We start from the raw sequence: 13,908 nt of genomic DNA, 5'->3' as shown, positions 1-13,908 counted from the left end.
GGTGCCAGCGGCGGCGCGCACCTGCTGCTCGACTTCCTGGAGCGCATCGACCGCTACGAGGACACGCGCAACTTCCCCGCCGTGAAAGGCCCGAGCTACCTGAGCGTGCACCTGCGCTTCGGCACCGTGTCGATCCGCCAGCTGGCGCGGCTCGCGCACGAGCGCATGGTCGGCGGCTCGCGGGGTGCCGAGGTCTGGCTGTCCGAGCTGGTCTGGCGCGATTTCTATTTCCAGATCCTGTACCACCACCCGCGCGTGGTCGGCCACTGCTTCAAGCCCGACTACGACGCGGTCAAATGGGACCACGGCCAACACGCCGACCAGCTGTTCACCACGTGGTGCGAGGGCCGCACGGGCTATCCGATCGTGGACGCCGCGATGCGCCAGCTCAACCAGACTGGCTACATGCACAACCGGCTGCGCATGGTCGTGGCGAGTTTCCTCACCAAGCACCTCGGGATCGACTGGCGGCGGGGCGAAGCGTATTTCGCGCTGCACCTCAACGATTTCGACCTCGCAGCCAACAACGGCGGCTGGCAGTGGGCGGCCTCGACCGGCTGCGACGCGCAGCCGTATTTCCGCATCTTCAACCCGATGACGCAGAGCCGGAAGTTCGACCCGGCCGGGCGGTTCATCCGGCGCTATGTGCCCGAGCTGGCCGGGCTGAACGACGACGAGATCCACGCACCGTGGGAGGCGAAGCCGATGGAGCGGCTGGCGGCGGGGGTGGAGCTGGGCAAGACCTATCCGGCGCCGGTGGTGGTGCATGAAGCGGCACGGGCGAAGACGCTGGAGCGGTTCGATGCCCTGAAGAAAGCCCCGCAGAAATCCTGAGCAATCTGGCGCAGGCTCAGAACAGCTCGATCTCGCCGCAGTGGCTGGTGTCCTCGATCAGCCGCTGCTCCACCAGCACCTCGTGCGAGTGGATCTGGTTCCGGCCGTTCGTCTTGCCGTGGTAGACGGCCTTGTCGGCGCGGTCGAAACAGGCTTGCGGTGTGTCGCCCGGGCGGACATCGCTGAAGCCGATGCTGACCGTGACGCGACCGATCGCCGGGAAGTCGCAGGCCTCGATGGCCAGGCGGAAACGCTCGAAGGCCTTGCGGGCGCCGGCCTCGTCGCGGGCGGTCAGCAGCACGACGAACTCCTCGCCGCCGAAGCGGTAGAGCTGGTCGTCGAAGCGGAACACGCTGGTCATGGTGCGCGCCACCATGGACAGCACCTCGTCCCCGACGAGGTGGCCGAAGCGGTCGTTGACGAGCTTGAAGTGGTCGATGTCGATCACGCCCAGCCAGTGGCGGCGCACGACCGGGACAGCGCGGCGGTCCTGCGGATCCACGGCCTCGTCGGGCACCCCGTAGATGCGCCGCGCCTCGGCGACCGTGGCCTGCATGAAGGCGGTGTCGAAGCGCTTGCGGTTGAGCAGACGGGTCAGCGTGTCGCGCTCGCTGTAGTCGAGCAGGCCGAGCACGTTGCGGTGGCCCTGCAGCAGGCGCTGGGCGGCGTCCAGCATGGCCGCGTCGAGCCGCTGCACGCTGTCGAATTCGATCAGGCCGTCGACGTCGGCGTCGAGCAGCAGCGGCAGGCCGGTGTGCCAGCCGGAGGTGTCGGCAGTCGGCCGTGCCACCACTGCACGCGCGTCGGCACAGCGCGCCAGATCCGGCAGCGCGTTCCATGGCACGGGAATGCGCGCCGCATCGTCGAGCTGCTCGACCGGCATGGCACGGTCCTGTCCCTGGTGCTGCTCGCCGCAGAGAATCCAGTGGCGAGGCTGGCCCGCTTCGCCCTTGACGCGCCAGAGCCGCACGCGCGTCGCCGCGGTGCGCGCCGCCAGCGCCGTCAGCAGCAGCGCATCGACCTCGGCCCGCTCGCGGCTGCGCGTCATCGCGAGCAGGGTGTCGAGCAGGTCCGGTGTGGTCGCTGGCATGCGGGATCGCCCTGGCTCAGGCGACGGTGCCGGGCGAGACCTGGGCGTGGGGAGCGATCAGCCGCAGCAGCTCGTCCTCGCTGTAGGGCTTGCCGAGGTAGTGGCTGGCGCCCAGTTCAAGCGCCAGATCACGGTGCTTGCTGGCGATGCGCGAGGTGATCATCACCACCGGCAGACCCGCCAGCCGGGCATCGCTGCGGATGTTGCGCAGCAGGTCGAAGCCGTCCATGCGGGGCATCTCGATGTCCGAGAGCACGACCACCGGCCGCTCGCCGGCCAGCAGGTCGAGCGCCTCCAGGCCGTCCTTGGCCAGCGCCACGCGGTAGCCCTCGCGCTCCAGCAGGCGCTTGGTGATGCGGCGCACGGTGAGCGAGTCGTCCACCACCAGCACCAGCGGTGCCGGCTTCGCCAGCTCGACCGGCTCGGCATCGTCCGGCCCCTTCAGCGCGGCGACCTGCATCAGCCGCTGCGCCCGCACGCCGTAGACGGCCGCCAGCGCCACCGGGTTGTAGATCAGCGCCACCGCGCCGGAGGCCAGCAGCGTCATGCCCGCCAGCCCCGGCACCCGCGCCAGCTGCGCGCCGAGGTTCTTCACCACCACTTCGTGGTTGCCGAGCACATCGTCCACATGCAGCGCCACGCGCTGCTGCGCCGAGCGCACGATGACCACCGGCAGCGTCCGCCCGCTCATCTCCAGGCTGCGGCCGGGGCTGTCGAGCAGCGCGCCGAGCCAGTAGAACGGCAGCGACTGGCCGCCGTACACGTACTGTCCCTCGTGGTAGGCCTGCTCGACACGCTCGGCCGGCGTGCGCTGCACGAGTTCGATCAGGTTGGACGGCACGGCGATCGAGCGCGTGCCCGCGCGCAGGATCACGACCTGCGTCACCACGGTGGTCAGCGGCAGCACCAGCTTGAAGCAGGTGCCACGGCCCGCCTCGGAGCGGATCTCGATGCGCCCGCCCAGCGACTGCACGTCGGACTTGACCACGTCCATGCCGACACCGCGCCCGGCCACCTCGGAGAGCACCGCCGCCGTGGACAGGCCGGGGGCGAAGATCAGGTCCGTCAGCACCGCATCGGCCACGACGGCATCCCCGGAGATCAGCCCCATCGCGACGGCGCGTTCGTGGATGCGGCCCAGGTCGAGCCCGGCGCCATCGTCGCGCAGCTCGACACAGACCTCGTTGCCCTCCTGCACCAGCGACATCGTGATGCTGCCGATGGCATCCTTGCCGGCAGCGGCACGCTGCTCGGGCGCCTCGATGCCGTGGGTGACTCCGTTGCGCAGCAGGTGCTCGAAGGCGGCGGTCATGCGGTCCAGCACGCCGCGGTCGACTTCGATCGAACCGCCGACGATGTCGAAGCGCACCTGCTTGCCAACCTCCTTGGCCGCCAGCCGCACGACGCGGTACAGGCGCTCGGACAGGCTCTCGAACTCGACCATGCGCGTGCGCAGCAGGTCGCCCTGCAGTTCGCGGGTCAGCCGAGCCTGCACGGCCAGTTCGTCCTCGGCGGTCTGCAGCGTGCGCTGCAGCGCACTGCGCACGGTGGCGACGTCGTTGACCGACTCGGCCATCATGCGGGTGAGTTCCTGCAGCCGGGTGTAGCGGTCGAGTTCGAGCGAGTCGAACTCCTGCGCCGCCGCACGGGCCGCTTCGCGGCGCGATTCGAGCTGCGTGTCGGCCTGCAGCGTCACGTCGTGCAGCTGTCGGCTCAGGCGCTCCAGGTTGTCGGTCAGGTCGCCGAGCGAGCTGCGGATGTGGCCGACTTCGGCGTCCAGCCGCGAGCGGGTGATGCTGACCTCGCCCGCCAGATTGACCAGCCGGTCCAGCAGCGCGGCACGCACGCGCACCGGCTGCGGGTTGAGCACGACCCGCTCGGTCGGCGCAGCCGGTGCGCCACCCAGCGGCGCGACGAAGCGTGACCAGTCGATCATGCCGACGGTGTCGGTCGGCAGCGCCACCGGGGTGGCAGTCGCCGCGCGCTGGGCAGCACCCGGCGCTGGCGGCGCGGGCATCCGCGCCTCGGCGGACAGCGGCCGCGGTGGCGTCAGCGTGGTCTGGGCCCAGGGTGCTGCGGCCATCGTGGACGCAGGCGTCGACTGGCGCTCGCGCAACCCCTCGAAGGCAGCGACCAGCGCATCGGCCCGCTGCGCCAGCGCCGACAGCCCGGCCACCGGCACCTCTGCGCCCGCCGCCAGCAGCGCCTCGATCGCGGATTCGAACCGGTGCGCCAGCTCGCCCAGGCGCATCGCGCCCGCCAGGCGGGCGCTGCCCTTGAAGGTGTGCAGCGTGCGCATGCACGCGGTCGGCGCGCCCGTGTTGCCGGGACTCTGCAGCCAGGCGACGACCTGGGACTCCAGCCGCGGCAGCAGTTCCTGCGCTTCTTCGGAGAAGATCGGGAACAGGTCGGCATCCACCTGGTCGATCTGGTCGATGTCGGCGTCGAAGGCGTGGTCGATCACGATCGTGGACGCCGCGGCAGCCGGTGTCGACACCAGGGCCGGGATCGGCGCGGAGGCCTCGGCAACGGATGCTGCGTCGGCTCCGGTCAGGCGCTGCTGGGCGCCCAGGCTCCAGGCCTGCAGCCGCTCGCTGACCAGCGGCGAAGCCATCTGCAGGAAACCGGCCGCGAACTGGTGCAGCAGGCGGCGAATGTCATCGCTGACCATCACGAACAGCTCGGCCTCGGAGGGGTCGATCGGACCCGCCACCTGCAGCGCCAGCACCTGGTTCAGTGCATGCTCCAGTGCGCGCGCCACCTGCGCCAGTTCGGTGAAGCCGACGGTCGCCGAGTTGCCGGCCAGCGTGTGTGCCAGCGTCATGGCCTCCTCGCCGAGCGGACGCGGCAGCTCCATCGTCCACAGCGTCAACTCGGTGCCCAGGCGGCGCGAGACCTCGTCGGCCTCGTTGAGGTAGATGTTGAACAGCGGGATCTGCAGCCGCAGCGGACCGATGACCTTGATCTGGTCGTCGTCGCCCTGCCGATCGGGCTGGGCGGCACGCAGCACGTCGGCCGCGATCTGGGCGCGTACGCCTTCCAGATCGATCACGTCGGCGGTCTGCTGCGCCAGTGCAGGCACCGCGGCGGGTGCATCCGCCGCGACGGCAGGCGCCTCGCCCACATCAAGGTCCAGTGGCTCGATCTCGGGCGCAGGTTCGGCAGGACGGATCAGATCCGCCTCGGGCAACGGGCCGCTCAGCGTCGCGTGTTCCGAGGTGGTGCTGGTCTGCAGCGGAGCGCGCCAGCTGTGGTGCTCGTCGTCCAGACCGGATGCCCCCACCTCGATGCGCTCGATCGGGCCGTCAGGCATCTCGAAGTCGTCGAACGAGACGTCGACGGGAGCGCTGAAATCCAGCGGCAGGTCGATGAGCATCGACAAGGCGTCCGGCACCGGAGCGGGCGCCGGTGCGCGCCACATGGCGCCGCCCAGCTCCATCGGCCGGGTCGCCTGCAGCGGCTCCATCAGCGGGCGAGCCGGCTCATCGAACGGCACTTCCAGATCGACCTGTCCATGCTCGGACAGCCCGCCCAGCCGCGAGATCGTCGGCGACGGCACGGGCGGCGACGAGGCCCCCGGCAGGCACACCCGCATCAGCTCGCCAGCATGGCGCAGCGCCTCGGCGCCCGCCATGATCGGTTCGGGCAGGAAGTCGGCCACATCCCTGCGGGCGATGGCGCCGGTCCAGGCCTCGAAATAGCGCAGCGCGTCACCGGTGAAGGTGCGCAGCTCGGAGCTGGCGGGCGTCTGCTCGGCCAGCCAGTGGTTGTAGAGCTGCTCGCACGACCAGGCAGCTTCGCCGAACGCGCTGAAACCGACCATGCGCGCACTGCCCTTGAGCGTGTGGAAAGCGCGGCGCAGGTGCGTGAGGAGCGGGAGGTTGCCAGGCGCCTGCGACAGTGCATCGAGCGCCGCCAGGCCTTCCGCAACCACCTCGCGGGACTCTTCGAGGAAGACCTCGCGCATCTCGTCATCGTCTTCCAGCCCGGTGGGCTGGAAGACCGGCATGTCGAGCGGGCCTGGTGCTGGCGGTCGGGCGGTCAGCGGCGGACCGAGCGGATCCAGGCCGAGCGGCGCCGTGGCGGTCGCGACAAAGTCCTGCATCACCTGCAGCACCTGCGCGCGGCCTTCGTCGTGGTCGTGGTCGAGCGCGTAGCGGGCGGCGCTGAGGTGCGCCGACAGCGCTGGCAGCGCGGTGACCTGGGCATCGTCCTGCAGCGCCTGCAGGTCGGCGGCGACCGCGTCCAGCGAAACACCATCGTGCTGGACGGCATCGGCGATCGCCTCGGCGCGGCTGATCACGTCGGCCGAGACCGCCGAGCGGCCCATCACCGGCGACAGCACGCCCAGCAGCGGGTCGAACTGGAACAGCGACTTGGCGACCACCGGCTGCACGCTCAGCATGTCGATCAGGAAGCCCAGCGCCCCCAGATTGGCCGCCAGCCGCTGGAAGGCGCTCAGCGTCCGGGCTTCCTGCGGCAGGTGTTCGCTGTGCAGCAGGTACTCGACGTCTTCGCGCATGCAGTGCAGCGTCTGGATGGCCGCGTCGATGCCCAGCACCGACAGCACCCCGCGCATCGAGCCGAGCAGCCCCGGCACGCCGGCGAGCAATCCGCTTTCCTGCGGGCTGCGGAAGAACTGGTCGATCTGCTGCTCGACCTCGCCGAGCGTCGCACGCAGCTCCTGCACCACGCTGCCGAGCGTCAGGCGCTCGCTGACGCGGCGGTAGAGCGCCTCCATCCACGGCTCCAGCGGCTGCGAACGCTGTCCGGCGGTCACCCGGTCGATGCGTTCGGCCAGGCGGACCGCGTGGTCGGCGTGGCCGTTGCGGTCGACATCGACCTCGTCGAGCGCGGCTTCCAGATAGAGCAGGCTGGTGGCGACCTCCATGCCCAGCTCGGGGCCGGGCGGCCGGTTGGCGCGCACGACGACCATGGCCGCGGCAACCAGCGCGCGGGCGAGCTGGCCGCCGTCCTCATAGAGCCGGCTGATCGACTCGCCGACCAGCGTGAACACGTCGAGCAGCGGGACACCCCGGTGCGGATCGCGGAAGGCTTCGGGCGACGACACCAGACTCCAGGCGTCCTTGGCCGCCTTCACGCGCTTGCGGGTCTGCTGGACCTGCACCGGATCGCTGCGGCCGTAGCACGGCATGTTGTAGTCGACCGGCGTCAGCGGTGCGAGGTCATAGGCGACGTGCACCGCTACGAGCATCGGCGCCTGCAGACCCGGTCGCGGCCAGGCCCGTGCGCAGTAGAACAGCAGGTCCTGCGCCAGCCGCTCCGAGAAGCCTTCGTCGCCCTTGATGCGGCTGCGCAGCTGCGCCATGACGCGGGACGCGGTGCGCTTGAGGAACATGTCCGGCGGCAGCAGCCCGAGCGACCAGGCCTGGAAGAACGCGCTCGCCAGCCGCCACAGCGTGGCCTCCTCGGCCCCGGTGGCGGCCTGGGCCAGGCTCGCGCAGTCGCGGGACAGCGCCACGGCCGCGGCCGGCGTGTTCTGGCGCATCAGCCCGAGCAGCGCCCGCTCGACGCTGGCGAGCAGCGCCGCATCGGCACGGTGCGCCACACTGTCGGTGGTGTCCGGCACCTCGCGCAGGCGCCAGTCGTGCGCCCACAGGTCGGCCGGATGGATGCGTTCGGCGCTGTTCAGCTCCAGCAGCACACGCCACTGCGGAAACAGCCCCACCGCCTGCACCGGCTTGCCGGCGAGCTTCTGCGCGAGGTAATCCAGCAGTGCCTGCGAGGCCTTCTCGATCGCCTCGACCCCGGCCGTGTCCAGCCGCTGCGGCTTGGCGACAAACCGCTGCACCAGCTGTTCGGCCGACCGCAGCAGCAGCGCACCTTCAGGCAGATTGACCAGCTCCAGCGCACCCACGCTCTGGTGGATCTGCTGCCGGGCGGTGCGCAGGACCGCCGGCTCGACATCGTCCAGGTCCGAGCCCTCGGCCGCACCGACCTCGCGCAGGTAGCGGCGCAGCGACTTGTGCGCCGCCTCCAGCGTCTTGCGGAGTTCCTCCAGCACCCAGGCGAGGGCGCTGAGGTCATCGGTCACGGCGGTGTGGTGCTGGTCCATCGGGCTCAACTGATCTTGAATCGCGCCACCGACTGCCGCAATTCCTCGGCCGTGCGGGACAACTGGCGCACCAGCTGCGCGGTGGAGCGGGTACCTTCGCCGGTCTGTTCGGTGACGGCGAAGATGTGCTGGATATTCTGCGCCACGATCGTGGCGTTCTCGGCCTCCTGGCGGGCCTGCGCCGAGATGGCCTCGATCAGCTCGGCGAGCTGGCGCGAGACGCGGTCGATCTCGGTCAGCGCGGTGCCGGCGTTGTCCGACAGCTTGGCGCCCTCGACCACACCCTGTGTCGAACGCTCCATCGCCACCACCGCGTCGGCGGTGTCGGTCTGGATGGTCTTGACCAGCACGGCGATCTGGCGCGTGGCATCGCCCGAGCGCTCGGCCAGGCGCTGCACTTCCTCGGCCACGACCGAGAAACCGCGCCCGGCTTCCCCTGCGGACGCCGCCTGGATCGCCGCGTTCAGCGCCAGCACGTTGGTCTGCTCGGTGATGTCGGAGATCAGCTCGGTGATCTCGCCGATCTCCTGCGACGACTCGCCCAGGCGCTTGATGCGCTTGGAGGTCTCCTGGATCTGCTCGCGGATGGTGTTCATGCCGCCGATGGTGTCGAGCACCGCGGTCAGGCCCGAGGTGGCCGCCGACAGCGAGTGGCGCGCCACGTCAGCCGACTGCTGGGCCTGGCCCGACACCCGCTGGATGCGGCCCGCCATCTGCAGCACGGCCTCGCCGGTCTCGCGGATCTCGCGCAACTGCTCGTCGGAGGCCGCGAGCAGCTCGGTGGAGGTTGCCTCGACCTGCTGCGTCGTGTCGGTCACCCGTGCCACCGTGCCCTGCACCTGCGACACCAGCGAGCGCAGTTCTTCCACCGTGTAGTTGACCGAGTCGGCGATGGCGCCCGTGATGTCCTCGGTGACGGTGGCCTGTTGCGTCAGATCGCCTTCGGCGACCGCCTGCAGCTCGTTCATGAGCCGCAGGATCGCCGCCTGGTTCGCATCGTTGACCCGCTTGGCCTCGCGCTCCTGGCGCTCGGCTTCGAGGCGCTGCACGTCCGACACCGACGCCCGCTGGCGCTGGTCGGCCGTGAACACCAGCAGCAGCCCCAGGCCGCCCAGCAGCCCGAGCAGCAGCGACAGCCCCAGCAGCCCGACGTTGAACCAGCCGATGCCGCCGACCGAGGACACGCTGGACTGCACCCGGGTCAGGCCCTGCCGCAGCGTTTCCGTGTCGACGATGATGGCCGTCTCGGCTTCGCGGGCCGAGACGAGGCCCTGCAGATTGCCGAGGATGGCGCTGGCGTGCGTGCGCAGCGCCTCGTGCGACTTCAGCAGCGCTTCCAGCCGGGCGCGGATCTGCGGATCCTTGGTGGCGGTCAGGCGCAGGTCGGGGTTGCCGTCGAGCAGGCCGCGGGCCACGTCGCGGAAGGTGTTGAGGTCCTTGCCGAGCAGGAACAGCGCCTCGGGCGACACCCCCTCGACGGTGAGCGACTCGTTGGCGGACTTGCCGATGCGCTGCGTCAGCATCACCAGCCGGCCGGCGGCGGACACCTCGGTGGGCAGCGCATCCTGCTGCACCTTGGCCGCGGCGATGGCCTCGGTGGCGTCGAGCAGCTCGCCCGACTGGCGGTTGATCGCCTTCAGCGCCTGCCCGACCTGGGTCAGCAGCGCCTCCTGGGCCAGCACGGTGCCGGCGTTCTTCTCGGTCTTGTCGACGACCGCCAGCAGCGGATCGATCAGGCCGCGCGTGGCCAGCGAGACCGCCTGCAGGCCGGTGTCGGCCTGCCCGCTGTGCAGGCCGCGCACGTTGGCCGACAGCACCGCCGTCGATTCGCGCACCTCGGCGAATGCCTGCGGCTGTCCGGCCAGTGCCTGCAGCACCGCCTTGGCCAGCCGCTGCGACTGCATCAGCGCCTGCCCGGTCGCACCGATCTGCGCCGAACTCCCTCCGGCCGAGCGCACCGCCATCACCGACGCCAGGACCAGCCCGAGCCCGCCCAGGGCGAGCAGTCCACCCAGCAAGCGCTGCTGCCGATCGGACGACCAGCCGCCGATCAGCGGCAGCCGGACCCGTGCAGCCAGCAGCGCCCGCCGCGGCGACGCGCCCGAGGACGGGCGGCGCTCGTGGAACGGCACCTGCAGGCTGGACGGCGAGGCCTCGCTGATGATGGATCCCTCAGGGACGGACACGGTGGTCTGGAGCGAAGCGTCCTGGACCGTGTCGTGCAGATCGTCGGACTCCTCGCCGCTGATCGTGTACGGGCCGGCATAGGATTCGTCGTCGGGCACGGGCGCCTCCGGCCCGCCGTGCCGCTGGTTCTTGCCCTTGAGCCTGTCCATGAAACCCATCCCCGCCTCGTCTTTCAACCGTTACGTCCGCGACCGTGCCACAGGACGGCTGTCATTCAGCGCCGATGATGCGCAGGAAACGCTCGTCACGCGGCAACATCGACAGGCGCAGTTCCTGCCAGAGCCGACCGGACACATCCAGCCAGCGGCCACCGGCAAAGGCCGGCTGCGGCTGTTCGTCCGGCACCACGGGGGTCATCTGGTCCGCGTGGCGCAGCCCGGCCAGCTTGTCGATCAGCAGCGCGGCGTTCAGCTCCAGCGTCGGATTGAACGCCACGACACGGGCCTGTTCGCGCACGGCGGGCGGAATCCGCTCGCGCAATCCGAGGAATCCGGCCAGATCCACCACACCAGTGAGCGCACCACGCAGGTTGGCGACACCCAGGAACCACGGCTCGGTGTGCGGCACGCCCAGCAGGACGCCCGGTTGGAAGATCTCGCCAGCCTCCGCCAGCGGGAACAGGAACGCGTGTCCCGCGGACTCGACCGCGAGCCAGCCGACGGTGTGCTCGATGCTGCGGACTTCCTGCAAGCGCTCGGCCAGCCGGCCTTGCAGCTCCCTCAGCGCTTCCTTGTTGGCCATGAGGGCTCCTGGTGGATGGGGTTCAGCCGAAGGCCCGGATCTTCTGGACCAGCTCGTCGGGATTGACGGGCTTGACCACGTAGTCGCGTGCACCCTGGCGCATGCCCCAGACCTTGTCGGTCTCCTGGCTCTTGCTGGTGCACATGATCACCGGCACGTCCGCGTAGCGCGGGTCACGGGTGATGGTGCGGGTGAGCTGGAAGCCGTTCTGGCCCGGCATCACCACGTCCATGAGGATCAGGTCGGGCTTTTCCTCGGCGATGCGGCGCAGGGCCTCCTCGCCGTTCTCGGCCGTGCGAACGCGGAACCCCTGGCGCACCAGCAGGTCCGTCAGGACATGCAGCTCGGTCCTGGAGTCGTCCACCAACAAGATGTTGTGTATCGGCATGGCGGGTCGTCTTGGGGCGCTCAAGCGTCTGGGCCGGACTCAGCGCCAGCCGGTCCGGGCACAGCGCATCAGGAGACCACCCGACAGTGCAACTGCACCGCCTGGAGCAACTGGTCCTTGGTGAAGGGCTTGGTCAGGTAGTCTTCCGACCCCACCATGCGCCCACGCGCCTTGTCGAACAGACCATCCTTGGAGGACAGCATGATCACCGGCACGTTGGCGAATTCGGGGTTGCGCTTGATGATGGCACACGTCTGGTAGCCATCCAGCCGCGGCATCAGGATGTCGCAGAAGATCAGGTCCGGGCGGTGGTCGCTGACCTTGGCCAGCGCGTCGAAGCCATCCTCGGCGAGCACGACTTCGCAGCCACCCTGCTTCAGGAAGATCTCGGCGCTGCGCCGGATGGTGTTGCTGTCGTCGATCACCAGCACACGCGTGACCGAGCGCTCGCGTTCGGGGGTAGGAGTGTCAGGCCGGTGGTCCACGACGGCATCCGGTCAGATCTGGACCATCTCGAAATCGTCCTTGCGGGCAGCGCATTCCGGACAGACCCAGTTCATCGGCACATCCGCCCAGGCCGTGCCCGGTGCGATGCCGTGTTCCGGATCACCAATCGCTTCGTCATAGATCCACCCACAGATCAGACACATCCAGGTTTTCGAAGGGCTCACGGCGTGTGTTCAGCTTGTCTACAATGGGCAAAGATTGTAGCCACTGGCCCCGCCCGCCCGGCGAGAACAGACGGCCCCCTTCACAACAATTCTCAGAAAACGGCCAGAGTCACTCTGGCCCTCCCGGATGAACCCCAACGCAACCGAAATCGTCAGCGACGACCCCCAGGACCTGCCGGCCCCGGCTTGCGTGATGAGCTTCAATGCCAGTGACGCCACCGGCGCCGGTGGCGTCGCTGGCGACATTGCCACCATCGCGGCCATGGGTGCGCACGCACTGCCCGTGATCTCCACCATCGTCATGCGCGACACGGCCGAGATCTTCGAGCACACCCCGCTCGATCCCGAAACCGTCGTCGAGCAGGCGCGCAGCGTCCTGGAAGACGTGACCATCTCCGCCTGGAAGGTCGGCTTCCTCGGCAATGCCGAGATCGTCGGTGCCGTGGCCGAGGTGCTCTCCGACTACCCGGACGTGCCGCTGGTGACCTATCTGCCCACGCTGTCCTGGATGGACGACGAGGACGAAGCCGCCGCCTACCACGACGCGCTGCGCGAACTCGTGCTGCCGCAGACGCTGGCACTGGTCGGCAACCAGAAGACGCTCACCGACTTCCTGCTGCCCGACTGGGACTCCGAGCGCCCGCCGTCGGCGCGCGAACTCGCCGTCGCCGCCGGCAAGCACGGCACGCAGTACGTGCTCGTCACTGGCCTGCAGCTGCCCAACAACCAGGTGGACAACGTGCTGTCCTCCCCGCAGGGCGCCATCACCGGCGAGAAGTTCGAGCGCTTCGAGACCTCGTTCATCGGTGCAGGCGACACGCTGTCGGCCTCGATCGCCGCGCTGATCGCGACCGGGCAGGAGCTGCACATCGCCGTGTCCGAAGCCCTGGCCTTCCTCGACCAGTCGCTCGACGCTGGTTTCCGTCCCGGCATGGGCAATGTCGTGCCCGACCGCTTCTTCTGGGCCATGCCGCCGGAAGACGAGGATGGCGAAGGCGAGGAGGACCTCATCGACGCGATGTCCGCCGACATCGACTCGCCCACCAAGCCGCGCAGCATCCATTGACGAACCCGGCGCCGGTCCGCCCGGCGCGAGACCGATGACCACCAACGACCAGTTGTTCGAACGTGCCCGGAAGGTGATTCCGGGCGGCGTCAACTCCCCCGTGCGCGCATTCCGTGCCGTCGGCGGCACGCCACGCTTCATCGCCCGCGCACAGGGCCCGCACATGTGGGACGCCGAGGGCAGGCGCTTCATCGACTACATCGGCTCCTGGGGCCCGATGATCCTCGGCCACGGCCACCCGGCGGTCCTGGCGGCCGTGCAGCAGGCGGCGACCGAAGGCTTCAGCTTCGGCGCACCGACCGAGCGCGAGGTCGAACTGGCCGAGGAGATCCTGTCGCTGGTGCCCAGCTGCGAGCAGATCCGCCTCGTCAGCTCCGGCACCGAAGCCGCGATGACCGCGATCCGGCTGGCGCGTGGCGCCACGGGCCGCTCGAAGCTGATCAAGTTCGAAGGCTGCTACCACGGCCACGCCGACGCGCTGCTGGTCAAGGCCGGCTCCGGGCTGGCCACCTTCGGCAACCCGACCTCCGCCGGCGTGCCGCCGGAAGTCGTGCAGCACACGCTGGTCCTCGAATACAACAACCTCGAACAGCTCGAAGAGGCGTTCCGGCTGCACGGCCCCGAACTCGCCTGCGTGATGATCGAGCCGATCGCCGGCAACATGAACTTCGTGCGGGCGCAGGTGCCGTTCGTGCAGCGCATCCGCGAACTGTGCGACCAGCACGGCGCGCTGTTCGTGTTCGACGAGGTGATGACGGGCTTCCGCGTCGCCCTCGGCAGCGCGCAGAGCCTGTATGCCGAAGCCATCCCCGGTTTCGCGCCCGACATCAGCGTGTTCGGCAAGGTCATCGGTGG

General features: G+C 69.7%; 10 protein-coding genes. 3 read left to right on the top strand and 7 right to left on the bottom strand.

Annotated elements, in window-relative coordinates; genetic code table 11:
• On the top strand, positions 1 to 834 hold an 834-nt coding region (locus tag AB3X43_RS00930), incomplete at its 5' end, for a cryptochrome/photolyase family protein (RefSeq protein ID WP_369428020.1).
• Positions 835 to 850: 16 nt separating this feature from the next.
• Here AB3X43_RS00930 and AB3X43_RS00925 read toward each other — a convergent pair.
• From AB3X43_RS00925 to AB3X43_RS00895, 7 genes are all read right to left on the bottom strand, one after another.
• A complete protein-coding gene (locus AB3X43_RS00925) occupies positions 851 to 1,924 on the bottom strand; it encodes a GGDEF domain-containing protein (protein ID WP_369428019.1) in 1,074 nt (357 codons plus the stop codon).
• A 16-nt stretch (positions 1,925 to 1,940) separates the two neighbouring features.
• Entirely contained in the window at positions 1,941 to 7,979 is a 6,039-nt protein-coding gene (locus AB3X43_RS00920; RefSeq protein WP_369428018.1) for a hybrid sensor histidine kinase/response regulator, read from the bottom strand.
• Positions 7,980 to 8,005: 26 nt separating this feature from the next.
• The gene (locus AB3X43_RS00915; protein WP_369428017.1) at positions 8,006 to 10,345 is read right to left on the bottom strand and encodes a methyl-accepting chemotaxis protein; all 2,340 of its coding nucleotides are present in this window, start codon (positions 10,343 to 10,345) and stop codon (positions 8,006 to 8,008) included.
• Positions 10,346 to 10,397: 52 nt separating this feature from the next.
• On the bottom strand, positions 10,398 to 10,928 hold the full coding sequence (locus AB3X43_RS00910; protein ID WP_369428016.1) for a chemotaxis protein CheW: 531 nt from the start codon (positions 10,926 to 10,928) through the stop codon (positions 10,398 to 10,400).
• A gap of 22 nt (positions 10,929 to 10,950) precedes the next feature.
• Positions 10,951 to 11,316: a response regulator gene (locus AB3X43_RS00905; RefSeq protein WP_179633121.1), complete on the bottom strand. Its 366-nt coding sequence runs from the start codon at positions 11,314 to 11,316 to the stop codon at positions 10,951 to 10,953.
• A 68-nt stretch (positions 11,317 to 11,384) separates the two neighbouring features.
• On the bottom strand, positions 11,385 to 11,801 hold the full coding sequence (locus AB3X43_RS00900; RefSeq protein WP_369428015.1) for a response regulator: 417 nt from the start codon (positions 11,799 to 11,801) through the stop codon (positions 11,385 to 11,387).
• 12 nt (positions 11,802 to 11,813) lie between these two features.
• Positions 11,814 to 11,966, bottom strand: coding sequence for a rubredoxin (locus tag AB3X43_RS00895; protein WP_369428014.1), 153 nt, complete (start codon positions 11,964 to 11,966; stop codon positions 11,814 to 11,816).
• Between the two features lie 148 nt (positions 11,967 to 12,114).
• On the opposite strand from AB3X43_RS00895, the gene thiD reads away from it, so the two are divergent.
• On the top strand, positions 12,115 to 13,053 hold the full coding sequence (gene thiD / locus AB3X43_RS00890; RefSeq protein WP_369428013.1) for a bifunctional hydroxymethylpyrimidine kinase/phosphomethylpyrimidine kinase: 939 nt from the start codon (positions 12,115 to 12,117) through the stop codon (positions 13,051 to 13,053).
• Between the two features lie 34 nt (positions 13,054 to 13,087).
• The coding region (locus AB3X43_RS00885; RefSeq protein WP_369428012.1) for a glutamate-1-semialdehyde 2,1-aminomutase at positions 13,088 to 13,908 on the top strand (821 nt) is incomplete at its 3' end.

This window comes from Sphaerotilus sp. (assembly GCF_041083715.1).
Classification (GTDB): domain Bacteria; phylum Pseudomonadota; class Gammaproteobacteria; order Burkholderiales; family Burkholderiaceae_C; genus Sphaerotilus.
Note: the sequence above shows the minus strand (reverse complement) of the source record. Positions and strands in the feature narration are given on the sequence as shown.

What these genes read in the sequence shown, in the direction of transcription:
- AB3X43_RS00925 (WP_369428019.1), bottom strand. Translation starts at nt 1,924, where the DNA reads ATGCCAGCGACCACACCGGACCTGCTCGACACCCTGCTCGCGATGACG.
- AB3X43_RS00915 (WP_369428017.1), bottom strand. Translation starts at nt 10,345, where the DNA reads ATGGGTTTCATGGACAGGCTCAAGGGCAAGAACCAGCGGCACGGCGGG.
- AB3X43_RS00910 (WP_369428016.1), bottom strand. Translation starts at nt 10,928, where the DNA reads ATGGCCAACAAGGAAGCGCTGAGGGAGCTGCAAGGCCGGCTGGCCGAG.
- AB3X43_RS00905 (WP_179633121.1), bottom strand. Translation starts at nt 11,316, where the DNA reads ATGCCGATACACAACATCTTGTTGGTGGACGACTCCAGGACCGAGCTG.
- AB3X43_RS00895 (WP_369428014.1), bottom strand. Translation starts at nt 11,966, where the DNA reads ATGTGTCTGATCTGTGGGTGGATCTATGACGAAGCGATTGGTGATCCG.
- thiD (WP_369428013.1), top strand. Translation starts at nt 12,115, where the DNA reads ATGAACCCCAACGCAACCGAAATCGTCAGCGACGACCCCCAGGACCTG.